This is a genomic window from Lysinibacillus sp. FSL M8-0216 (assembly GCF_038595555.1).
In the GTDB taxonomy this organism is placed as follows: Bacteria; Bacillota; Bacilli; order Bacillales_A; family Planococcaceae; genus Lysinibacillus; species Lysinibacillus fusiformis.
Map to the genome: position 1 here is coordinate 510,216 of NZ_CP152007.1, position 24,534 is coordinate 534,749.

22 protein-coding genes and 1 riboswitch are annotated in these 24,534 nt (G+C 39.6%); of the genes, 19 read left to right on the forward strand and 3 right to left on the reverse strand.

Annotation, left to right across the window (positions count from 1 at the left end; all coding sequences use genetic code 11):
- Positions 1 to 9: 9 nt before the first annotated feature.
- Positions 10 to 618: a class A sortase gene (locus MKX57_RS02445; RefSeq protein WP_342550723.1), complete on the reverse strand. Its 609-nt coding sequence runs from the start codon at positions 616 to 618 to the stop codon at positions 10 to 12.
- Positions 619 to 761: 143 nt separating this feature from the next.
- A complete protein-coding gene (locus MKX57_RS02450) occupies positions 762 to 947 on the reverse strand; it encodes a 2-hydroxymuconate tautomerase (RefSeq protein ID WP_012292709.1) in 186 nt (61 codons plus the stop codon).
- A gap of 145 nt (positions 948 to 1,092) precedes the next feature.
- Here MKX57_RS02450 and MKX57_RS02455 point away from each other — a divergent pair, with 145 nt between their 5' ends.
- Positions 1,093 to 1,611: a YwhD family protein gene (locus MKX57_RS02455; RefSeq protein ID WP_008179119.1), complete on the forward strand. Its 519-nt coding sequence runs from the start codon at positions 1,093 to 1,095 to the stop codon at positions 1,609 to 1,611.
- 356 nt (positions 1,612 to 1,967) lie between these two features.
- On the opposite strand, the gene MKX57_RS02460 is transcribed toward MKX57_RS02455, so the two are convergent.
- Positions 1,968 to 4,022 carry a PBP1A family penicillin-binding protein gene (locus MKX57_RS02460; protein WP_107921645.1) on the reverse strand — a complete coding sequence of 685 codons (2,055 nt, stop codon included), beginning with the start codon at positions 4,020 to 4,022 and terminating at the stop codon, positions 1,968 to 1,970.
- Between the two features lie 320 nt (positions 4,023 to 4,342).
- Between MKX57_RS02460 and speB the strand changes: the two genes are divergently transcribed.
- The 18 genes from speB to MKX57_RS02550 all read left to right on the forward strand — a co-directional run bounded on the left by speB (position 4,343) and on the right by MKX57_RS02550 (position 24,512).
- On the forward strand, positions 4,343 to 5,215 hold the full coding sequence (speB, locus tag MKX57_RS02465) for an agmatinase (protein ID WP_036122947.1): 873 nt from the start codon (positions 4,343 to 4,345) through the stop codon (positions 5,213 to 5,215).
- Positions 5,216 to 5,348: 133 nt separating this feature from the next.
- Positions 5,349 to 5,624, forward strand: a complete 276-nt coding sequence (locus MKX57_RS02470; RefSeq protein ID WP_089986049.1) for a hypothetical protein — start codon at positions 5,349 to 5,351, stop codon at positions 5,622 to 5,624.
- A 24-nt stretch (positions 5,625 to 5,648) separates the two neighbouring features.
- The gene (gene yidC, locus MKX57_RS02475) at positions 5,649 to 6,281 is read left to right on the forward strand and encodes a membrane protein insertase YidC (protein WP_342550724.1); all 633 of its coding nucleotides are present in this window, start codon (positions 5,649 to 5,651) and stop codon (positions 6,279 to 6,281) included.
- Between the two features lie 156 nt (positions 6,282 to 6,437).
- Entirely contained in the window at positions 6,438 to 6,869 is a 432-nt protein-coding gene (locus MKX57_RS02480) for a DUF1934 domain-containing protein (protein WP_008179055.1), read from the forward strand.
- Entirely contained in the window at positions 6,869 to 8,536 is a 1,668-nt protein-coding gene (gene argS, locus MKX57_RS02485; RefSeq protein ID WP_008179053.1) for an arginine--tRNA ligase, read from the forward strand. Before MKX57_RS02480 ends, argS begins: the two co-directional genes overlap by 1 nt.
- A gap of 219 nt (positions 8,537 to 8,755) precedes the next feature.
- Positions 8,756 to 9,145, forward strand: coding sequence for a MerR family transcriptional regulator (locus tag MKX57_RS02490; RefSeq protein WP_089986052.1), 390 nt, complete (start codon positions 8,756 to 8,758; stop codon positions 9,143 to 9,145).
- Entirely contained in the window at positions 9,138 to 10,640 is a 1,503-nt protein-coding gene (locus MKX57_RS02495) for a long-chain-fatty-acid--CoA ligase (protein ID WP_342550725.1), read from the forward strand. The genes MKX57_RS02490 and MKX57_RS02495 overlap by 8 nt, the downstream gene beginning before the upstream one ends.
- Position 10,641: 1 nt before the next feature.
- Positions 10,642 to 12,309, forward strand: coding sequence for an acyl-CoA dehydrogenase family protein (locus tag MKX57_RS02500; protein ID WP_090002933.1), 1,668 nt, complete (start codon positions 10,642 to 10,644; stop codon positions 12,307 to 12,309).
- A gap of 59 nt (positions 12,310 to 12,368) precedes the next feature.
- Positions 12,369 to 12,552, forward strand: a riboswitch (cobalamin riboswitch).
- Positions 12,553 to 12,695: 143 nt separating this feature from the next.
- Entirely contained in the window at positions 12,696 to 13,667 is a 972-nt protein-coding gene (locus tag MKX57_RS02505; protein WP_342550726.1) for an ABC transporter substrate-binding protein, read from the forward strand.
- Positions 13,664 to 14,665 carry an iron ABC transporter permease gene (locus tag MKX57_RS02510; protein ID WP_008179045.1) on the forward strand — a complete coding sequence of 334 codons (1,002 nt, stop codon included), beginning with the start codon at positions 13,664 to 13,666 and terminating at the stop codon, positions 14,663 to 14,665. Before MKX57_RS02505 ends, MKX57_RS02510 begins: the two co-directional genes overlap by 4 nt.
- Positions 14,662 to 16,122 (forward strand): adenosylcobinamide amidohydrolase, encoded by a 1,461-nt coding sequence (locus MKX57_RS02515; RefSeq protein WP_089986054.1) that lies wholly within the window; start codon positions 14,662 to 14,664, stop codon positions 16,120 to 16,122. Before MKX57_RS02510 ends, MKX57_RS02515 begins: the two co-directional genes overlap by 4 nt.
- 12 nt (positions 16,123 to 16,134) lie before the next feature.
- Entirely contained in the window at positions 16,135 to 16,698 is a 564-nt protein-coding gene (locus MKX57_RS02520) for a cob(I)yrinic acid a,c-diamide adenosyltransferase (protein ID WP_043990553.1), read from the forward strand.
- A 235-nt stretch (positions 16,699 to 16,933) separates the two neighbouring features.
- The gene (locus tag MKX57_RS02525; RefSeq protein ID WP_089986055.1) at positions 16,934 to 19,153 is read left to right on the forward strand and encodes a heterodisulfide reductase-related iron-sulfur binding cluster; all 2,220 of its coding nucleotides are present in this window, start codon (positions 16,934 to 16,936) and stop codon (positions 19,151 to 19,153) included.
- A gap of 197 nt (positions 19,154 to 19,350) precedes the next feature.
- Positions 19,351 to 20,550 (forward strand): acetyl-CoA C-acetyltransferase, encoded by a 1,200-nt coding sequence (locus MKX57_RS02530; RefSeq protein ID WP_342550727.1) that lies wholly within the window; start codon positions 19,351 to 19,353, stop codon positions 20,548 to 20,550.
- A gap of 4 nt (positions 20,551 to 20,554) precedes the next feature.
- A complete protein-coding gene (locus tag MKX57_RS02535) occupies positions 20,555 to 21,406 on the forward strand; it encodes a 3-hydroxybutyryl-CoA dehydrogenase (protein ID WP_008179037.1) in 852 nt (283 codons plus the stop codon).
- Positions 21,407 to 21,465: 59 nt separating this feature from the next.
- On the forward strand, positions 21,466 to 22,602 hold the full coding sequence (locus MKX57_RS02540) for an acyl-CoA dehydrogenase (RefSeq protein ID WP_008179034.1): 1,137 nt from the start codon (positions 21,466 to 21,468) through the stop codon (positions 22,600 to 22,602).
- A gap of 137 nt (positions 22,603 to 22,739) precedes the next feature.
- Positions 22,740 to 23,876: an acyl-CoA dehydrogenase gene (locus MKX57_RS02545; protein WP_008179033.1), complete on the forward strand. Its 1,137-nt coding sequence runs from the start codon at positions 22,740 to 22,742 to the stop codon at positions 23,874 to 23,876.
- A 3-nt stretch (positions 23,877 to 23,879) separates the two neighbouring features.
- Complete coding sequence (locus tag MKX57_RS02550; RefSeq protein ID WP_025114794.1) at positions 23,880 to 24,512, forward strand: TetR/AcrR family transcriptional regulator; 633 nt, start codon at positions 23,880 to 23,882, stop codon at positions 24,510 to 24,512.
- Positions 24,513 to 24,534 lie beyond the last annotated feature (22 nt).

Genomic DNA, 24,534 nt, shown 5'->3' on the forward strand with positions numbered 1-24,534 from the left:
TTGTGTGATTTAAAAGGTTCCTTTGGCATTTTCTAAAGAATAGCTTTGCACAAAATCTGCTTGTAAGGCGAGTCGTTTGGAGCCTTTTTCCGCGCAGGTAATTAAGGTTAACGTCGTCTGATTGGGGATATCATCCACGATGTAAACATCTGTTGCTGCAATGATTTTTTTAGTCGCTAATTGATACTCGTACACATTACTCATGTCTGTGACATAAATAATATCGCCAATTTGTGCTTGATAGAGGGGACTGAATAAAATATCTTTCTCTTCAAAATAATGACCTGCCAAAGCATAGTTTCCTTGACCGAGCTGCTGATTAGGCTTCATCGTACCCGCTCCAATAGCAAGAACAGTATTACCTACTCCCTTTAAAATAGGAAGCTGCATATGGACACTAGGCACGGCAATACTGCCGATAACAGGCATTTTGCTAGCCTTTATTTGCGCTTGGAGAACCTCGGCGATGGACAGTGATTGCACGGCTTCGAACTCAAAATCCGCATCTAGTTGGTTGTTCCTTTTAATATCGTCAGTGCTGTACTCTACTGCGTTGAATTGGTCACTCATACGTGCAATCAACACGTTTTGAATAGGTGTGATAGATATTAGTAACAAGCCGATGATAAGCACACATAGAAGTAAGGCCAGTTTAAGTTTATTCCTTTTCATTAATCTTTGATCACATCCTAGCGATAGTAACGAAATACTGAAACGTTTAAAAATGGGTAGAGCGTTAGGCGGCTCTACCCAAGTTCAATTTATTTATCACTCAAACGAACGCCAGCAACGCCGTAATGGTTTTTAGACATTTCTTCAATAAAAACTGTTACATTTTCTGCAGGTGCATTCACTGTGCGTGAAACGGCTTCTGTTACTTCTTTTACAAGGGCGCGTTTTTGTTCCTCTGTACGACCTTCAAGCATTTTAACTGTTACGTATGGCATAATATTGCCTCCTTTATAGAATAATGTTGTATAGTTAGTTTATAAGAAAGTAGTATAAACTTCTTACTTGCGTTGAGGCATACGTGCCATGATAATTGTGGCAATATGCTTCCTTTTATAATAGCAGAATGGAGGGTATTTAAGTATGGCAAATGAAGAAAAACCAAAACAAAAAATGGGCTTTACGATTATAAAAAATGATCCAACTGATGGACATAAGGGTTTTGGGATTGGCTCGCTTTCGTTAGAAAATGTATCGCCAGTCATTTTAGATGTGGAAGAGGGAACAGCATCTGTTGAGATTGGTGCTATGCATGCACGTAGCGATGTGGAACGCGGAATTAAATTTACAACGAATCGTGCTGATTCAGAGGGTGGAAAGCCATATTGGCTAGTATGGGTGACAATCGATCATAAAGAGGATGGACCTTACTATGCGGGAATAACAGCTTGTGAAATGGTAGTGAACCGTGAAAAACGCCGTGGCTATAAAATTTTGGCTGATCATGTGAATAAAATGGATAAATCCATGAAACGTCATATTATCGTAGAGCATATGGATACGCCGTCTAAAAAAGTGTTAGCTGCTTTCCTAGAACAACTTAATCCAGACCTGTGGGAGCGAAGTAGCGAGCAATTGCGTCAAGACTTATTTGTCGAATAGACCTTTAATGATTGAACAAACTGTGACATTTTGCAATCGTTTTCGATATTAGGTTGAAAGTGAGTTTGAAACAAAGTAAACTTGAGGCAGAGCTTACATTTTAGTAAGCTAGGACACTTGGTTTCGCGAAAGTTATGAGCGCTATGCGGCATTTGAACAACCCAAGCCAAATGCCCCATGATGCTCATACTTCGCAAACCATAAAAAGAAAAGCTTTCTGTTCCCACGGACACGTCTCCGGGGAAGAGAAAGCTTTTCTTATTTTTCGTATATCTATCTGTTACTTTGTCGAGAGCCTTCATAACTTAAAACGTATTAGGCTTAAAAAGGTTTCCGGATGATTGTTTGTTTATTTTTTAGTCTTTAAATATGGAGAACGGTAGCATATTCCAAAATTCTCCCCATGTATTACTGTCAAGAATGTCAAAGTTCGTACATTTCTCAGTTGGTACATCCTTAGATTCCATATAGACAAGTCGTTGTTTTGGACAAGCATCAGTCGCTAATTTACCTGTTTCGATATCGATAACAACACCTTCAACAGCTTTTGGCTTTTTGAAATCTTCATTTTTTGTCCCTTTATTAACAGTCTCCATAAAGTCTATCCATATTTGCTTTGTCGCTGCAGTATCTTCTTTTGTCGTTAGGTTTTTCCCTTGGTCATAGCCGTTCCAGACACCAGCAGTTAGACTTGGTGTAAAACCGATAAGCCACTGGTCACTATTGGTAGACCCTGATTTTGCTGCATAAGTATGGGTCATGCGTGAGCGAATGCTTATTCCAGTTGCAGGTGAATAATCGCTGAAAACTGGGTCAAAAATACCTGTCATCATTTCTGTTAAGATAAATGCATTCTCTTTGGAAATAGCTGTCTCCGTTTTTTTCGTCACACCTTTGTTTTCATAAATGACGTCTCCATTAGCATTTTTTATGGATACAATTGCCGTCGGAGTCATTTGCTGCCCTTGTGATGCTAAAACATTATAAGCATTTGTCATTTCATAAAGCGTAGTTTCGATCGTGCCAAGTGCAATTGATAAATTATCCTTTGCACCAATGCCTACATTAAAACGGTTCGCCATATCGTGAAATTCCTTGAAGCCAATGTCTTCTAAAGTCTTTACAGCATAAATATTATCCGAGATAGCAATAGCTTGCGCCATAGTCATATCGTGATCAGCAAACTGCCCATTTACATTTTTAGGGGCATACGTCCCTCGTCCATTATCATAGGTAAAAGTTGTTTCACCTACATCTAAAAAAGTAAGCGGAGTGTACCCATTTTCTAAAGCCGCCGCATATAAAATAGGCTTGATGGTAGACCCTGGCTGACGTTTTGCCTGTGTCACACGGTTAAATGAACTTACTGCATAGTCACGACCACCTACTAATGCTGTTACAGCACCTGTTTTAGATTCCATACTAACAAAGGCTGTTTGAAGATCATCAGCAGGCATGTTTTTTGCCACTGCTTCCTCGGCTGCTTTTTGATGTTCAAGATTCAATGTCGTTTGAATCGTCCAGCCACCCTCACTAATATCCAAATTTTTTGATTTTAAAATTTCACTCGCTTCTTGCCAAGCAACATCTAGGAAATAAGGGGCAACAGATTTGGTTGCTACCCAACTGTCATTTTTCAATACAAGTTGTTCATTTTCTGCACGTGTTTTTTCTTCTTGTGAAATAGCTCCTTGATCTGCCATAAGCTTTAAAATAACATGTTGGCGATTTGTAGCTTTGTCCAAATTAGCAATTGGCGAATAGATACTTGGACCCTTTGGTACACCGGTTAACATGGCTGCCTCTGCTAGCGTTAAATCACGAGCAGACTTGCCAAAGTAAAATCGACTGGCCGCTTCAACCCCGTACATGCCATGACCGTAATAAACCGTATTTAAATAACCTTCTAATATTTCATCCTTATCATAAAAAACTTCTAATCTATAAGCATACAGAGCTTCATTTAATTTACGTGTCCAAGATTTCTCATGAGAAAGATAAAGGTTACGAGCATATTGCTGGGTAATTGTACTAGCTCCTTGTACCTTTCCTCCAGCTTTAATATCCACTAAAATCGCACCAGCAATACGTGAATAGTCAAAGCCACCATGTTTATAAAAATCTTTATCTTCAACAGCTACTACTGCTTCTTTTAAAAAAGGTGACATCTCATCGAGACCAACCCAATAACGTCTCTGATTTGTAAAGTGGTCTCCAATTTGGTTCTCATTTTCATCTAAGAAAATTGAGGCTTTCGGTACGGTTAAAGGCGGTGCACCAGCCACTTGAACATAGATGCGTAGTGCTACAAATGCTACGACAATTGCAGTTGCAAAGGCGACAAAATAAGTAAGTGATTTCCGTGTGCGCTTTACACGCTTTTGCTTTCGATGATAGCTTTTTCGTTTCATCCGACTTTCACCTCGTTTTCTCACAACTTCGAACTTAACGTTAGTATGTGTTCGAACATTCATCTTTAATCGAAATTCTACCTAAAAACTATTGCACTTTATTCAAAAACATCTATACTTTTTTTGTACTACTTGAAACGCTGGCATTCGACAAGAAAATCATACTTTGTAGATTTTAATCGAAATTTGCTAGAGGTTCCAATAATGTATACGAGGATAAAAGGATACAGGTTTCATTACAATCCTGTAAGCCATCATAGTCGGACTTTAAGATAAGTTGTTTTTCAAAATAATATTTTATTTATAACGGAGGTCTAGCAATGAGATTTGATGAAGCGTATTCAGGAAATGTATTTATAAAAAGTCATCCTACATATGAGGATGCTCAGGCAGTTATTTATGGTATGCCGATGGATTGGACAGTTAGTTACCGTCCAGGTTCACGATTCGGCCCACAACGTATCCGTGAGGTATCTATCGGTCTTGAAGAGTACAGCCCATATTTAGATCGTGAGCTTGAGGAAGTAAAGTATTTTGATGCAGGTGACATTCCACTACCATTTGGGAATGCACAACGTTCATTAGATGAAATTGAAAAATTTATTGAAAAATTACTAGCTGATGGCAAAATCCCTGTTGGTATGGGAGGAGAACATTTAGTGTCTTGGCCTGTCATGAAAGCAGTATCTGCTAAATATGATGACCTAGCTATCATACACTTTGATGCTCACACAGATTTACGAGTAGAGTATGAGGGAGAGCCACTATCACACTCAACACCAATTCGTAAAATTGCCGAACATATCGGACCTAAAAATGTATATTCATTTGGTATTCGTTCAGGAATGAAAGAGGAATTTGAATGGGCGAAGGAAAACGGTATGCATATTTCTAAATTTGAAGTACTAGAGCCGTTAAAGGAAGTTCTTCCAACGCTGGAGGGGCGTAATGTTTACGTAACGATCGATATTGACGTGTTAGATCCAGCTCATGCACCGGGAACTGGCACAGTTGATTGCGGTGGTATTACTGCGAAAGAATTACTAGCTTCCATTCATGCCATTGCAGCAAGCGGCGTAAATGTTGTAGGCTTTGATCTAGTGGAAGTAGCACCTATTTATGACACATCTGAAATGACAGCTAACACAGCTTCTAAGTTATTGCGTGAAATGATTTTAGGCTGGGTAAAATAATTATGATTAGATGGGGGTAGCTATGGCTAGCCCCATTTTTTTTAGTCGTTTCAAAAAAGTAAAGGTATTATTTGACTCAATATTCACAATACGAATATAATTTTTTGTATATAAAAAGGGAAGGAGGGGTATTGTGATTTGGTCTCTTCTCATGAATGATATATTTATTTTTATGAGTACAATGGAATATTTTTGGCTATTGGCTTCGTTCGTTTTAACAGTTCTCTGTGTTAATTTACAGCTATATTTCGCCAATAAATTCATGGTTCAAGACATACAAGATGAAGAAATTGAAGTAGATTATGACATCACTAATACTTGGACTCCACCTTTGCTAACGTGGTTCGTTCTCTGTATAAGAACGTCAGAAAACAATGAGGAAGAAAGTGTGTCTCCTAGTTTGATGTAAACTTTAAAACTAGGAGGAGAATCATTGTTTACTTTTTTAACGCAACCTATTATTTATTTCATTCATTTTATCCATTTTTTTACAGGAAGCTATGCAATAGGTGTTATTAGTATCACGATTGCAGTGAGAGCAATACTTATGCCGCTTTTTATTAAATCGGCCAAGCACCAAAAACATTCAAAAGATTTAATGACATCCATTAAACCTGAACTAGATGAGCTTACTGCTAAATTGAAGAATAGTCATGATGAATCTGAAAAAATAATGGTTCAACAAAAAATACAAGAATTAACTTCAGATTCATTGAAAAGCTCATTATTAGGTTGTTTACCAATCATCATTCAATTGCCTGTGTTATTTTCACTGTACTATGCGATTAAGCTAGATACAGTGATTGCCAGTGAAAATTTCCTTTGGATGAATTTGGGCACAGTGGATATCGGGATTTCAATAATAGCTTGTGTCATCTACTTCATGCAAAGTTGGCTCTCGTTAGATAAAAATCAACCAATAAATATGAAGATTATGATGTTCATTAATCCCATCATGATCCTTATTTTTAGTTTGTTTAATCCAGCGATTATTCCAATATATTGGACAGTAAGTGCTTTATTATTAACGGTTCAGCAATTAATTATTAAAAAATGGTATAGATAAATTGCATAAATCCTCTCTTCATTAGAAGGGAGGATTTTTTTATTGCTCAATTATCCGTAGTAGTTGCGCTCTAGTTGACTTCTATCTTGAAAAAACAATGGCATTCATCCTATAATAAAAAGGTTATAGTAAAAGACTAAAAAGGGAGCGTCCGTTATGGCGAACGAAGTAAGATCGCAAGTAAACATTACGCTCATTTCTACGATTCGCCCAAGTGATGGAGAATCCGAAAGTTATGAAATGCGGCTCAAAGGGCAGCTACTTGAAAAAGCAGGAAGCTTGTATTTGAAATATGATGAGGTGCAGGAGGATAAAACCATCCGCACGACTATGAAGTTAGGCCATGAGAAGGCGCTTATTATGCGTGCTGGTGCTGTCAGTATGCGGTTACCACTGAACATAATTGAACAGCAAAAAGGGCATTATGAAGGTGAGTTTGGCTCCATGCCACTCGTTATCGACACGAAGAAAATGTCATTTACGAACAGGGCAGTAAGCGGAGATTTCCATGTACAGTACGATTTACTAATGGGTGGGCAATCTGTTGGCAATTATACATTAGATATTACATTTACGGAGGTACAATGATGAACGCAGTAGAACAAGTACAACAGGCTATAAAAGCAGCGTTGGCTCAAGCCGTGAAAAAAGCAGGCTTAGTGGAGGCTGACACAGAATTAACAATTCACTTGGAAACACCAAAGGACAAAGCAAATGGTGACTATGCAACAAACATTGCTATGCAATTAACAAAGTTAGCGAAGAAGCCACCTCGTGCAATTGCGGAAGCTATTTTAGAAAATCTGGATACTGAAGGAACAGATATTGAGAAAATTGATATTGCTGGTCCTGGTTTCATGAATATCACAGTGCGTAAAGATTTCCTAACAGGGGTAGTTACACAGGTTATCGAGCAAGGCGCAGACTATGGTCGTTCAAATGCAGGCGCAGGGGAGAAGGTTCAAATAGAGTTCGTTTCGGCTAACCCTACAGGAGATCTTCATTTAGGACATGCGCGTGGGGCATCTGTTGGAGATTCATTATGTAATGTATTAGATATGGCTGGCTACAGTGTCTCTCGTGAGTACTATATTAATGATGCAGGGAACCAAATTAATAACCTTGCAAACTCATTAGAAGCACGTTATAAGCAGGCATTAGGATTGGATGCCGAAATGCCAGAAGACGGCTACCACGGCCCAGATATTATTGAAATTGCTGGCAAGCTAGCAATAGAGCATGGTGATGCAATCCTAACTAAATCAGATGAAGAGCGTTTTGCATTCTTCCGTCAGCATGGTTTAGCGTTAGAATTAGATAAATTAAAAACAGACCTAGCAAACTTCCGTGTAAACTTTGATGTTTGGTATTCTGAAACGTCTCTATATGAAAACGGAAAAATTGAAGTGGCATTAGATAAATTAAAAGCAAATGGTCATGTGTTTGAAGAGGATGGTGCTACTTGGTTCCGCTCAACAACTTTTGGTGATGATAAAGACCGTGTATTAATTAAAAACGATGGTTCGTTCACATATTTAACGCCAGATATCGCCTATCATGAGGATAAAATTGTCCGTGGCTTTGATAAATTAATCAATATTTGGGGAGCAGACCATCACGGCTATATTCCACGTATGAAGGCTGCCATTCAAGCATTAGGCTATGATCGTGATACATTAGAAGTAGAAGTAATTCAAATGGTTCAGCTTTATAAAAACGGTGAAAAATTCAAAATGTCTAAACGTACAGGCAATGCGGTAACAATGCGCGAGCTTGTGGAAGAAGTTGGTTTAGATGCAGTTCGCTACTTCTTCGTAAAAACAGCAGGCGATTCTCATATGGATTTTGACCTTGACCTTGCCGTATCGCAATCTAATGAAAACCCAGTGTATTATGCACAATATGCACATGCACGTATTTCATCAATTTTACGCTCTGCCAATGAACAAGGTTTTGCTGCTACAAGTGAAAACCTAAACCTATTAACAGCTGAAAAGGAAATTGATTTATTGAAAAAAATAGGCGATTTCCCACAAGTGGTAGCTGACGCGGCTAAACATCGTACACCACACCGTATCGCAAATTATATTCAAGAAACAGCGGCTGCTTTCCATAGTTTCTATAATGCAGAAAAAGTATTAGATGCTTCAAACAAAGAGCTAACAGAAGCTCGCTTAGCATTAATTACTGCAGTTCGTACAACAATTGCTAATGCGCTTCGTTTAATCGGCGTGTCAGCACCAGAAAAAATGTAATAGTCTATCTTAGCCCCTAACAGGAAAAGTGTTAGGGGTTTTTTTATGGATAGAAAGCAAGTTAACACATTAAATTATGGTAGTTAGTGATACGAGAGTAATGGCTAATCATTAAAATTTCTGCTTCGAACTATATTTTTCTGTTAATTTCGAAAATTTTGTTGAAGTTTACGTTAACGTCAATGGTATACTGTTGCCAATCAGGAGGGGGAGACGATTATGAAGACGATTCAAGAGGTGGCTAAGGAGTTCGATGTGTCCACACGTACAATTCGTTATTATGAGGAGCTTGGGCTTCTTTGTCCTCAACGTTCATCTACGAATCAACGAACCTTTTCGAAAAAAGAATCTGCGAAGCTCAAGCTTATTTTCAGAGGAAAGCGTTACGGCTTTTCACTGGAGGAGATCAAGGAAATGGTGTTACTTTTTGATTTTGATCGCTCAGGAATTCAGCAATTGGAGCGAACCGTTGAATACGGAGAGCAAAAGATACAGGAGATTGATAGGAAAATAGCTGAGCTTACGCAAATGAGAAATGAATTACAACAAATGCATGGCATGTTTAATGAGAAATTAACGACTTTAAGGGGAGAGATGCACGATGAATAGTTCCGATTTATTAGCACGTAATGCCCGTAAGTATCCAACAAAGGAAGCCGTTATTTGTCATGGTAGAAGAGTGACCTATCATGATTTAGATGAGCAAGTGACCCGTTTTAGTCATGCATTATTAGAACAGGGTGTAAGGCAGGGAGATAAAGTTCTGATTTTTATGCCTAACGTTGTAGAGTTTGTCGTGAGCTATTTTGCTATTCAGCGAATGGGTGCTATTGTCGTCCCAGTCAATGCTAAGTTTACATTACAAGAAGTAGAGTATGTGGCACAGCATGCTGAGGCAAAGGTGATTATTGCACATGAAGCCATTTTTGCGGCAGTCCAGCATATTGCCGTAATCCCGTTAAAAATTAAAACAGGCCAACAAGTAGCAGGCTGGCTTCATTATGAAACAATGATTCAAAGTGCCAGTTCCCAAACGATTGAATGTCAGTTAAACGAAGATGATGCTTCGACCATTTTGTACACATCAGGTACGACTGGGAAACCAAAGGGCGTATTGTTTAGCTATCGTAATATTTTAACGGTTGCACAAATGATTGCAGTTGAAATGGAGGTCAAGCCTGAAAGCCGTATATTGCTAATGATGCCATTAACTCATTCGGCTCCATTGCATTTATTTTTAATGGCAGGTGTATTTGTAGGCTCTACAAATGTGTTAACGCCAACTTTTACACCAGATTTATTAATGGATTCCATTGAACAGGAAAAAACGACTCATTTCTTTGGCGCACCTGTTGCTTATTTATTAACAGCACAGATGCCGAGATTGCAATCAGCTGATTTGTCCTCCATGAAATGGTGGGTATATGGAGGTGCACCTTTATCTGAAAACGAAGTTCGTTTCATTCAACAGTCATTCCGCACAACTAATTTAACATGCGTATATGGATTAACAGAGGCGGGGCCAAGTGGATCATTGCTATTTGGCAAGGAGCATGAAGGAAAGGCTGGGAGTATTGGACAGCGAGCACCTTTAGGTACAGAGATACGTATTGTTAACGACAGTGGCGAAGATGTACCAGCAGGAGAAGTAGGGGAAATCGTTTTATTTGGTGAGGGTAATATGCTTGGCTACTACAGAGATGAAGCGGCAACCAATGCGGCCTTTATAGACAGTTGGTTAAAAACAGGTGATCTAGCTCGTAAGGATGAAGACGGCTTTATTTGGATTGTTGATCGAAAAAAAGATGTGATTATTTCGGGAGGAGTCAATATTTATCCGAAAGAAATTGAAGATTGCCTTTTAAGCTTTGAGGGGATATTTGAAGCGGCAGTGGTTGGTGTTCCACATCCACAATGGGGAGAGACAGTGAAGGCTGTTTATTCCGCTAAACAGGATATTGATGAAGAGGCTCTAAAAGATTATTTAGAGGGGCAGCTTGCTAAGTATAAAATGCCGCGAATTTTCGAAAAAGTGGAAGCGCTACCAAGGAATGCGTCAGGCAAAATTTTAAAACAATCTTTGAAAGGACAAGAGGTGAGATAGCATGAAAGTTTTACAACAGGAAATAGCAGGCACAAGCAATTTCTTTACAGATGATGATACGCTTCAAAAAGTGTTGGAAATGATGCTCGATAAAGAATTTTCATCTTATGCGCATCGGGAATTGACGGACTTTGGTGAGCTATGTGCGGGTGCAATAGATGTGAGGGCGAAACATACTGATCGACAAGGAGAGCCTCGCCTTCAAAGGTATAATGCCTATGGCGAAGAGGTTTCAGAGGTATGGGTCAATGACGGCTACAAAAAAACAATTGAGGAGACATATAATACGGGGATTGTTGGCTATGTGCATAAAGATATTCCCCAACTAGGTCACAAAGGGAATTATGTCTATAGTTTTGCGCAAGGTTATTTACTGTCACATGCGGAGCCCGGTTTTTATTGCCCTGTGACGTTAACGATGGCTACTGCCTATTTATTAGACCATTATGCAGAGGAAGGAGTTAAGCAGCGCTTCTTACCGCATGTTTGTGCAACAGGCGATATGGAGCTATATGAGGGAGCGACATTTTTAACAGAGCGACAAGGAGGCTCAGATGTTGGTGCGAATGTAGTAGAAGCAAAACTTGTGGGGAATGAATACCGCCTCTATGGTGAAAAGTATTTCGCCTCCAATGCAGGGATGTGTGGGGTTGCAATGGTATTGGCACGAATAGAGGGTGCACAAGCAGGCTCTAAAGGATTAACTCTATTTGCAGTTCCATGGCGTAATGAAGATGGATCGGCTAACCAACTTCGTATTCGACGACTAAAAGATAAATTAGGTGTGAAAGCCGTTCCATCTGGTGAGGTTGAGTTTGATGGAGCACTCGCTTATGTAGTTGGTGATCAAAATAAAGGGATTTATTATATGCTGGAGGCGCTTAATTTATCAAGAATTTGTAATGCTGTGGCATCCATTGGTATTATGCGCCGTGGCTTCTTAGAGGCGAAGCATTATGTGTCAAATCGATATACCTTTGGTAAACCTTTAACACAGTATCCTATGATCCAGGATACATTGGGTAAATATGCCGCTAAGCTGCATGTAGAAGTAGCCACGATTTTTGATCTTATTCAATTATACGATAAAGTGACAGGTGGTCAGGGAACAGAGCAAGACATCATCATGAACCGTTTATATATTGCCATTATGAAAAAGGAAACGGCAGAGCAGGCGGTCCATTATGCAAGTGAAGCAATTGAGCTACATGGCGGGAATGGCTATATTGAGGACTTTGTAACACCACGCTTACTGAGAGATGCGCAAGTGCTGACGGTATGGGAGGGTACGGCTAATATACTAGCTTTGGAGCTTATTCGCTTAGTGGATAAATACAGGGCACATGAATTGTTTGTTCAAGTGATGAGCAAGCGATTAGAAGTATTAACAGACCATTCATTAGTGAAAATCGTTCAAGAGCAATTGACTAAACTATCGGCAACCTTACAAATTTTTAGTACTCTCGATGAAGCGACAAAAACGTTTGAAGCAAAGGATGTTGCCAAAAAAATGGCTCAATTATATGAAAGTGTCATAGCCGTTGAGTGGGCACAAAAGTTTGGTGGGAAATATGATAAACTAGCGGATGTTTATTTAGAGCAAACTTGGTCATTACGAACGATCGGTGCTCCGATGAAAACCGTACAGTATTTTGCTGAAATCGTCTAATAACCTTTGGAGTCGCCTTGATATAGAGGCGACTTTTTTTAATTTCATGTATAATAAAATCAACTGAATATTATAAAGGTTCTTTACTTAAGTAAAGTGAAAAGGGAAATCGGTGTAATTCCGATGCGGTCCCGCCACTGTAAGTGTGAGTTTTTTCAAATGATGCCACTGAAGATTTCGGGAAGGCTTGAAAAAACGTACTGAGCACAAGCCAGGAGACCTGCCTTTATAGCATAGACATGACAGCCTACGAGGATAGGATGGTGGATTTTGTATCAGTTTTTTGGTGCGATTTTGACCCCTCATCATTCGAAGATGAGGGGTCTTATTTTGATGGAGGAATACTTCTAACACATGAACGCACAAATCAACGAAGGAGGATTCACATGAAGAAATTTTGGAAAATAGGGGTATCGGCATTTTTAACGATAGGGTTGCTAGCAGCTTGTGGACAAGAGGCGCAAAAAGACAATTCCACACCTACAGAAGAGCAAACACAACAAGAAACATCTAAGGCGGAAGAAGCAACATTCCCTATGACTATAACGGATGCTATTGGGAAGGATATTACACTAGAGGCTCCTCCTAAGAAAATAGTGTCACTTATTCCAAGTAATACAGAAATATTGTTTGGCCTAGGTTTAAAGGATGAAATCGTAGGGGTTACAGACAACGACGATTATCCACCAGAGGTAGTTGAAAAGGATAAGGTTGGTGGCATGGAGTACAATATTGAACAAATTATTGCCTTAAAGCCAGATATCGTTTTTGCACATGAATCTAGCATGTCTCTTTCGGAATCAGCCATAGCACAGCTAGAATCTGCGGGCGTGAAAGTATTTGTTGTAAAAAATGCCCAAGATTTTAATGAAACCTATACAACGATTGAACAGCTTGGGCGTGCTACAGGGAAATTACCAGAAGCTGAAAAAATCATTGCTGACATGAAGGCGAAAGTGGAAGAGGTTCAGGGGAAAGTGAACGACGTTGAACCTAAGAACGTTTTTGTAGAAGCCTCTGATGAACCTAATATTTATACAGCTGGTCAAGGCACATTTATGAACGCAATGCTGGAGATGATCCATGCAAAAAATGTAGCAGCAGACGGTGATAATTGGTATGAAATTGGTGCAGAAAAAATTATCACAAAAAATCCAGATGTCATCGTGGTGACATATAGTTATGTACCTGATATTTTAACAAAAATACCAAAGCGTGCTGGTTTCGATACAATTAATGCAGTAAAAAATAATGCTATTGTGCAAGTAGATGAAAGCACAACAAGCCGTCAGGGACCACGTTTAGCGGATGGCCTTGAGGAATTAGCAAAAGCTATCTACCCTGAGGTATTTAAGTGAAAAAAATAGCAACAGCCTATGTATTAACATGTACGCTTCTTATCATTAGCATCTGGTGTGGCGTAGCTATAGGCTCTGTTCATATTCCGATAGAAGTGCTGTGGAATCAGTCAGTTGATGAAACAGCTGCCAATATCTTTTGGAAAATTCGGTTGCCCCGTGTGCTTTTAGCGGGGCTAGTAGGAGCTTCTCTCGCCATTGCGGGAGCGGCTTTCCAAGGCTTGCTCAAAAATCCATTAGCAGATCCATATACATTAGGTATTTCATCTGGTGCTTCTGTCGGCGCAGTCATGACAATTTTTTTTAATATTTCTATACCTGTTGTAGGCTTGTATGCCTTACCTACCTTTAGCATGATAGGCGCAATTATTACAATGGTGATTGTGATGAGCTTTGCTAGAGTAGTAGACCGTTCTTTAAAGATGGAAACACTGATTTTAACAGGAGTTATCTTTAGTTCATTTTTAGGATCGTTAATCTCGTTAATGATTGCTTTATCGGGAGAGGAGCTACGCCAAGTAATCGGCTGGCTACTCGGTTCTGTTTCTATGCGTGGTTGGCCATATGTTCAAATGATTATTCCATTTGTCATTGTTGGTTCCCTTATGCTGTGGACTCAGAGACGTGAGCTTAATGTTCTGTTATATGGGGAAGAAAGAGCGAAGCATTTAGGTGTCAATGTAAAGAAAAGTAAGTATTTGATTTTAGTAGGTGGCTCCATGCTAACTGGAGCAGCAGTTGCTGTTTCAGGCACAATTGGCTTTGTAGGGTTAGTTGTACCACATATGACAAGAATGATTTGGGGCTCTGATCACCGTCATTTACTCCCATTATCATTTTTTAATGGGGCAACATTACTTATTATTTGTGATTTAGTTGCAAGAACCATCATCTTGCCAAGGGAACTGCCCATTGGTGTCATTACGGCATTTATTGGAGCGCCTGTTTTTTCCTATATTTTTTATAAGCAACGAAGAGGCAAGGGGGTACGGGCGTGATTGTTGTTGAACATCTATCAGGTGGTTATGAAGACGTACCGATCGTCAAGGATATAAGCTTTACAGTTGAAAAAGGAAAGATTCTTGGCATTTTAGGGCCAAATGGTAGTGGGAAATCAACATTATTAAAGGTAATGAGTGGTATTCTACCAGCAGTTGAGGGCACGATTTCTATTGATGGACAAAGCATTCTTTCCTACAATGCCCGTGCTTTAGCAAAAAAAATGGCTGTTTTACCACAGCTCCATGCGAATGCTTTTTCAAACAGTGTTAGAGAGGCTATTTCGCTTGGACGTTATCCACATCAATCAGGTTTTTTTTCAAGTTGGTCTGAGCAAGATGAGCAAGCGGTTCAACATGCAATGCTACAAACAGGCATAAAACGTTATGAGCATACACCGATGGAATTTTTATCGGGTGGCGAACAGCAAAGAGTTTTTGTTGCACAGGCCCTTGCTCAAACTGCGGAAATTTTACTGCTAGATGAGCCGACAAATCATTTAGACATTGCCCATCAGCGGCAAATTTTAGATATGGTGCGGAAGGAAGCTGTAGAGTGTGGTTTAACGGTAGTGATGGTATTACATGATATGAATTTAGCCTCTCTCTATTGTGATGAATTATTGCTCATGGAAAGTGGACAAATGAGAGCTTTTGGGGCACCACATGAAGTATTAATTGCTTCTCAGATAGAAGAAATTTATCAAGCACGAGTAGCTACTTATGCTCATCCAGAAATACCTAAACCACAAATTACGATGATGCCTGCAGCAAGCGACTATCAACAGCGCGCTGTAATAAAAAAAGAACATTTTATAATAACGGAACAGTTTATTCAGCTCCAGTCAGAGATTCCTATAAAAACTGTATCCTCTGCTGTCCATAACCCTGGAATTGGGTGGCATAATTGCTTGTTAAACCGCTCTGTTCCTAGTGATTATGTGATTAGTGATGTAAAGAGAGAGGTTAATGAATTTTTGCAAAGAGGCCATTTTTCGCCTACGAATACAGTTGTCATGCTGACAGCAGTGCCAACAGCTCTTGTGGCGATCAATGAGTTACCTGCACCATTTGGCAGTGTGATAGTAGCTGTTACTGCTGGTGTAGGGAATGCAGTAGATGTATCTCGTGTGCACGAAAGGCAGGATGAACCATATATTGGTACTATTAATACATGGGTAATTATCAACGGCTGTTTATCGGAGGAAGCATTTTTTCAGGCCATGATGACAGCTACAGAAGCGAAAACGAAGGCTATGCAATCAGAAAATATTCGTGATGAGCGTAGTGGAACAATTGCTACAGGTACTGCTACAGATAGCCTTTTAATTGCAGCAACTCAAAAAGGGACAGAAATGTTATATGGTGGTCCCATTACGGAAGTTGGTAAAATGATTGCAAAGGGTGTTTTTGAAACTACGGTTCAGGCTATCAGAAATTACAAAAATCAATTTTAGGAGATGAGCGAAATGAAGCTGTACACAAAAACAGGGGATACGGGTAAAACAAGTCTTATAGGAGGACGCGTTGATAAAGATAGTTTACGTGTTGAAACGTATGGGGCTATTGATGAATTAAATTCTTTTATTGGTAAAGCTGTAAGTGAATTAGATCCAGCACTTTTCAAGGATATTTTAACGGATTTAGAAACTATTCAACATGAACTATTCGATGCCGGTGGTGATCTAGCCAACGTGATGAAAGAACGACATTATAAGCTAACTGAACAACCAATTGAGGTGCTAGAGGCTCGTATTGATGCACTTTCAGATGAAGCGCCACCATTACAACGTTTTATTTTGCCAGGAGGGGCACCAGCAGCTGCAACTTTACACATTGCGCGTACGGTTGCTCGGCGAGCAGAGCGTGAAATGGTGACACTTATGAAAGAAGTTGAAGATGTGCCAAAAGTTGTACAAAAATATTTAAATCGATTATCAGATTATTTATTTGCAGCTGCACGAGTAGTAAATGCTCGATTACATGTTGCGGATGTTGAATATATTCGCAGTGGAAATGTTTTTAAAAAATAAAATTTAGTTTTCTACAGAAAGTAAAAAATGCTACTTTGAAAAAATTCAGGGTGGCTTTTTTTCTTGTAAAATGTAAGAATATAAAATTATCAGAAATATTTCCGTTTTATGTTGACTGAATGCTCACTCATTTATTAGAATAGGAATATAATATCGAAGTGATGAACATTTCCGTATGAGCTAGCAAATTTATCACAAAGAGAGAAAAATTACGACAAACGAGGGGGGACCAACCATGAGTCCATTATTAATTGCTAACATTGTCTTAACAGTCGTGGTTGTACTTTATGCAGTAGGATTGTTCTTCTATCTGTTGAAAACACGCTATAAGTATGTGCAATTGGGGAAAAAGGTTGAGTTTGATGAAAGTGTAAAAGAACGACTTCGCTATATTATGGTCAATGTATTTGGCCAAAACAAGCTATTAAAAGATCCAAAGAGTGGTTTAATCCATGTAATGTTTTTCTATGGATTTTTAATGGTACAGCTAGGGGCGATTGATTTAATTTGGAAAGGATTAGCACCAGGCACACATTTACCGCTGGGTATTTTCTATGGTGTCTTTACATTCTTCCAAGAACTTGTGGTCTTAATGATTTTGGTAGCGGTTGTCTGGGCATTTTACCGCCGCTATGTTGAAAAGCTAGTACGTTTAAAGCGTGGATGGAAAAACGGTCTTGTATTAATTTTCATTGGTGGCTTAATGGTATCGACGTTACTTGCGAATGGTATGGGATTAATTTGGCATGGAGAGGGATTAACCTATACAGAACCAGTAGCTTCTAGTATTGCTACTATTTTTGGTTTCCTACCTGCGTCAGTAGCTGTTGGTGTGTTTTATGTCATGTGGTGGGCACATTTATTAATTCTATTAACATTCCTTGTGTATGTACCACAATCTAAACATTTCCATTTAATTGTAAGTCCACTTAATGTTTACATGAATCGTTTAGACCGAACAGGAACTTTAACACCCATTGATTTTGAGGCATTAGAAAATGCTGAAAGTGAAGAAGATATGCCTTCTATTGGGGTGGGACGCATACAGGACTTCACACAAAAACAAATGCTCGATCTGTATTCTTGTGTAGAATGTGGACGTTGTACAAACATGTGTCCAGCTACAGGGACAGGAAAAATGCTGTCTCCTATGGATTTAATCGTGAAATTACGAGATCATTTAACATTTACAGGAGCTGTTGTCACAAAGCAAAAGCCTTGGGTACCTTATCAATTCTTTGCCAATACAAAGGGTAATCAGCTTGCGCTGGCAGCTGGGGCTGAAGGTGCAGTGATTGAAGATATCTACAGTCCATCTTTAATTGGTGATGTGATTACAGAGGAAGAGATTTGGGCTTGTACGACTTGTCGTAACTGTGAAGATCAATGTCCAGTAATGAACGAGCATGTTGATAAAATTATTGATTTACGTCGTTATTTAACAATGACAGAGGGGAAAGTAAATCCTGATGCGCAACGTGCGATGACAAATATCGAGAGACAAGGAAATCCTTGGGGATTAAATCGTAAAGAAAAAGAAAATTGGCGTGATCTAGACCCAACAATCCATATCCCAACAGTAAAAGAATTGAAAAAGTCTGGCGAGGAAATGGAATACCTTTTATGGGTTGGGTCAATGGGAGCATTTGATAACCGATCTCAAAAAATTGCATTAGCATTCTGTCGACTGTTAAACGAAGCCGGTGTGAAGTTTGCAATTTTAGGAAATAAAGAGAAGAACTCTGGGGATACGCCACGTCGTTTAGGAAATGAATTTTTATTCCAAGAGCTTGCTACAGCAAATATTGATGAGTTCGTTAAAAATGACGTGAAAAAAATTGTTACAATTGATCCTCATGCATACAATATCTTTAAAAATGAGTACCAAGATTTTGGTTGGAAAGGCGAAGTATATCATCATACTGAATTATTAAACCAGTTAATTGAAGAAAATCGTCTAGCATTAAATTACGAGGTACATGAAACAATTGTTTTCCATGATTCATGTTATTTAGGTCGTTACAATGATGTCTATGATGCACCACGAGAAATTTTGCGTGGCATTCCAGGAGTGAAGTTAGTCGAAATGGAACGTAATCGAGAAACAGCCATGTGCTGTGGTGCCGGTGGCGGTCTCATGTGGATGGAAGAGCATGTCGGCAATCGCATTAACGTAGCTCGTACAGAACAGGCTTTAGCAACTAATGCATCAGTTATTTCATCTGGCTGTCCTTACTGCTTAACAATGCTGGAGGATGGTACAAAGGCTAAAGAAGTGGAAGACTCGATTGGCACATTCGATGTAGCAGAGTTATTGGAGCGTTCAGTATTTGGGGAAAAAGTAAAGGTTGTCGACAACTCTCCTGAGGAAGTAGAAGAAACTATGGAAGAAGTTGTGATGACAGTAGAAAATGCAAGTCAAAACGAGAATAGTGAAATAAGCGCAGAAAAATGATTGCTATTGTAGAAATATTTTAGTTATCTGAAAAATATAAATTGCACAATAAAAAATTGTTTTGTAGAATAAGATTAAATGGAAATGGGAGTTGAAATGAAAACTCCCATTTTTCATCGATAGAAGTCGAGCGAGCGTTCAGTCAATAAAATGCTTCACTACTTCATTGAGAACGTAAAACAAAAGGGGTGTTTTACTTGAATAGAGCTGTAATTTTAGCAGGAGCAAGAACGGCATTTGGTAAATTTGGTGGTTCTTTATCGGCAGTACATGCAAGTGATTTAGGCGCCATTGCAATTAAGGGTGCATTAGAGAAAGCCAATATGGGACTTGATGAAGTCGATGAGGTAATTTTAGGCTCGGTTTTACAAGGGGGACAGGGACAAATTCCTTCTCGACAAGCAGCCATAAAGGCTAATTTGCCAATAGGGGTAAAAACAGAAACGATTAATAAAGTCTGTGCGTCGGGGATGCGTGCAGTGACATTAGCAGATCAACTGATTCGTTTAGGGGACGAAGAGGTAATTGTAGCTGGTGGAATGGAGTCCATGTCTAATGCACCATATTATTTGTTAAATGGTCGAACGGGCTTACGAATGGGTGATTCAACGATGGTTGATGGCATGCTTTATGACGGTCTAACATGTGCTTTTGATCCAGCAAGACCACATATGGGCAGCTATGGTAACTCGACAGCTAAAGAATTCTCGCTAAGTCGTGAGGAACAGGATGCTTGGTCAGTTCGTAGCCATGAACGTGCACTAGCGGCGATGGACAAAGGATATTTTGCAGAAGAAATCGTTCCTGTTGAGATTCCTCAACGAAAAGGTGAGCCACTAGTTGTGAATACGGATGAGGCACCAAGAGCAGGCACTTCTTTAGAAATACTGGCAAAGCTCAAACCAGCCTTTGATAAGGACGGTACCATTACTGCAGGTAATGCACCTGGCGTAAATGACGGAGCATGTGCGCTCGTAATCATGAATGAGGAACGTGCGACACGCGAAGGTAGAGAACCATTGGCAATAATTATAGGTCATGAAGAGCTAGCGATTGAGCCAGAAAATTTCCCTCAAACACCAGGACTGGTCATTAATAAGCTGCTAAAAAAGACGAATAAGTCATTAGCAGATATTGATTTGTTTGAAATTAATGAAGCCTTTGCAGCGGTAGCTTTAGTGAGTAAGCAGTTAGCTGATCTAGATGCAGAAAAGGTTAATGTTAATGGTGGCGCAGTTGCTTTAGGACATCCAATCGGAGCTTCAGGAGCACGAATTATTTTAACGCTTGCTCAGGAATTAAAGCGTCGAGGCGGTGGTATCGGCATTGCCGCCATTTGTTCAGGTGGTGGGCAAGGCGATGCAATCATGATTGAAGTACGAAAACAGGGGGACTGAAATGATGGGAATTCAAAAGGTAATGGTCATTGGTGCAGGGCAAATGGGCTCTGGCATTGCACAGGTTTGCGCACAAGCAGGCTTTGACGTGAAATTGAACGATATAAAACAAGAGTTTTACGAGCGTGGATTAAGTGTTATGACTAAAAATTTATCACGCGATGTAGAAAAGGGTCGTAAAACAGAAGAAGAAAAGGCTGCAATTCTAGGTCGCATTACGATGTCGCTAGATTTACAGGATGCTAGTGATGTAGATATTATCATTGAGGCAGCTGTAGAAAATATGGAAGTGAAGCAATCCATTTTTAAACAGCTTGATGGAATTGCACAGTCACATGCTATTTTAGCTACGAATACCTCTTCACTACCTATTACAGAAATTGCCGCTGTAACAAATCGACCAGAGCAAGTTATTGGCATGCACTTTATGAATCCTGTACCTGTTATGAAGCTTGTAGAAATTATCCGTGGTTTAGCTACAACTGATGAAGTGTATAAAGCGGTAGAAGAGATGACTGTCAAGTTAGCGAAAACGCCAGTTGAAGTGAATGACTTCCCAGGATTTATTTCAAACCGAATTTTACTTCCGATGATTAATGAAGCTATTTATGCTTTATATGAAGGGGTAGCATCGAAAGAAGCGATTGACGATGTCATGAAGCTTGGTATGAACCATCCAATGGGGCCGTTAACATTGGCGGATTTCATTGGTTTAGATACATGTCTCTCCATTATGGAGATTTTACATGAGGGCCTAGGAGATAGTAAATATCGACCTTGTCCACTGCTTCGTAAATATGTTGCAGCGGGTTGGCTAGGAAAGAAATCTGGAAGAGGCTTTTACATGTACGAATAATCCTATGGGGATGGGGTTATAGAAGTGCTACAGGACAACTTAGAGGGGTGACATAATAGATGCATTTGCAATTTACAGATGAGCAAATTATGATGCGCGATATGGTTCGTAATTTTGCTCAAGAAAAAATCCAACCATGGGTAGAGCGAATGGAAGCAGGGGAGTTTCCACGTGAGCTGCTTCAGCAGATGGGTGAACTTGGTTTAATGGGTATCACAACACCTGAAGAGCTTGGAGGCTCTGGCATGGATTTTACATCGTATATTATTGCGATTCATGAATTATCAAAGGTAAGCGCTGTAATGGGAGTTATTTTATCGGTGCATACATCGGTTGGAACGAATCCAATCATTTACTTTGGGAATGAAGAACAAAAGAAACGTTATGTACCTAAACTTGCAGCGGGTGAATATTTAGGTGCCTTTTGTTTAACAGAACCAGGTGCTGGTTCAGATGCTGGCTCTCTTCAATCGAAGGCAGTCCGTGATGGTGATGAATATGTCATTAATGGCTCCAAAGTATTTATTACTAATGGTGGGGAGGCGGATGTATACATTGTATTCGCATCAACGGATCCTGCTGAAAAAACAAAAGGTATTTCTGCCTTTATCGTTGAAAAGGGAACACCTGGCTTAATTATTGGAAAAGACGAGCATAAAATGGGCTTGCATGGCTCTCGCACTGTTCAGCTAACATTCGATAATTGCCGTATCCCAGCCGACAACCTTTTAGGGGAAGAGGGAGAAGGCTTCAAAATAGCGATGGCTAATTTAGATGTGGGACGCATTGGTATTGCTGCACAATCTTTAGGAATAGCTGAAGCAGCACTTGAAGCAGCTACTGCTTATGCTAAAGAACGTGTTCAATTTGGCAAACCGATTGTTGCCCAACAAGGTGTTAGCTTTAAACTTGCTGACATGGCAACAGCTGTTGAATCATCCAAACTACTAGTCTACCGTGCTGCAAATTTACGTGCGAAAGGTTTACCGTGTGGCGCTGAAGCTTCAATGGCAAAACTTTTTGCATCACGAACAGCTGTCCAAACAGCAATAGAGGCTGTTCAAGTATTTGGTGGCTATGGTTATACAGAAGATTACCCAGTAGAGCGATATTTCCGAGATGCTAAGGTAACTGAAATATATGAAGGAACAAGTGAAATACAAAGACTAGTCATTAGTAAACATTTACTGAAATAAAACCTGGTGTAAGGTGTTGGTTGTAGCTTATAAAGAGGATGGGAACCGTTGGATATAGTAAGAAAATCACTAAATGAAACGCTGAATCCAACTTACCATTACACAGAACAGAGTCTAATAAAAAGGGGAAATGGACAATGAACTTTCAGTTAACAGAAGAGCATGAGCAATTACGTGAAATGATTCGAGATTTCGCTATGAATGAAGTGGCTCCAACAGCGGCAGAACGTGATGAAAATGAAGAATTTGACCGTGCCATTTTCGATAAAATGGCTGAGCTTGGTTTAACAGGTATTCCTTGGCCAGAGGAATATGGTGGAGCTGGATTTGATTATCTGGCATATGTCATTGCTGTCGAGGAATTATCACGCGTGTGTGCATCAACAGGAGTAACATTATCTGCACATACATCACTGGCAGGCTGGCCGCTGTATAAGTTCGGTACAGAAGAACAGAAACAAAAGTATCTGCGTCCAATGGCTGAAGGAAAGCATATTGGGGCTTACGGTTTAACAGAACCAGGATCAGGTTCTGATGCGGGTGGCATGAAAACTTACGCAAAACGTGATGGCAATGATTATATTTTAAATGGCTCAAAAATCTTCATTACAAATGGTGGAGTAGCAGATACATATATTGTATTTGCCGTAACAGATCCTGAAGCCAAAAACGGTACATCCGCATTTATCGTTGAAGCGGGATATGAAGGTTTCTCTGTAGGTAAGAAGGAGAAGAAATTAGGAATTCGTTCATCTCCTACGACAGAAATTATTTTCGACAACTGTCGTGTTCCAAAAGAAAACTTGCTTGGAGCTGAAGGGGAAGGCTTTAAGATTGCGATGACGACACTAGATGGTGGACGAAATGGTATTGCGGCTCAAGCTGTAGGAATTGCACAAGGAGCACTTGATGCAGCAGTAGACTATGCGAAAGAACGTGTACAATTTGGTAAACCCATTACTGCAAATCAAGGTGTATCCTTTAAGCTAGCGGATATGGCCACTCAAATTGAGGCATCTCGACTTCTTACATATCAAGCGGCTTGGTTAGAATCTAATAACCTACCATATGGTAAGGCATCAGCAATGGCGAAATTAATGGCTGGCGATACGGCGATGAGTGTAACGACGGAGGCGGTTCAAGTATTTGGTGGTTACGGTTATACAAAAGATTATCCAGTAGAACGCTTTATGCGTGATGCGAAAATTACACAAATTTATGAAGGTACGCAAGAGATTCAACGTCTCGTTATCTCGCGTATGTTAACTAAATAATTGATGACAGAAAAAGATAAAAGGCCCCAAGTACAGTCAACTGTAAAAGATGAAAATTTAATCGCCATTCGTCGTGAGCAAATGATTCAGGGAGCAATTAAGTTATTCAAAGAAAAAGGCTACCATCGGGCCACAACGAGAGAAATCGCAAAAGCTGCAGGCTTTAGTATCGGTACTTTATATGAGTACATTCGAACAAAAGAAGATGTTCTTTACCTCGTATGTGATAGTATCTATCATCATGCAATGGAGCGACTTTCAAGTTACGAGATTAAAGCAGGGACAATCGAAGAGCTAAAGGAAATGATCCGAGAATATTTCCTGCAAATCGATAGCATGGTTGATGAGCTTACAATCATGTATCAAGAAACAAAATCATTGTCAAAAGAAGCGCAACGTTATGTCTTTAGTAAAGAGTTTGAAATGGTTGCTACGTTTGAAAGATTGCTAAAGCGCTGTGTACAATCTGGTGACATAACAATGACAGACAAGCAAATTCATTTAGCAGCCAATAATTTAGTAGTGTCTGGCCAAAGTTGGGCATTCCGCAAATGGGCATTACATCGTCAACATTCAATTGATGAGTTTATTGACATGCAAATCACATTGTTCATTTCAGGCATAAAGGGGTTTTAATATTTCGTTAGGGGTTTGTCGG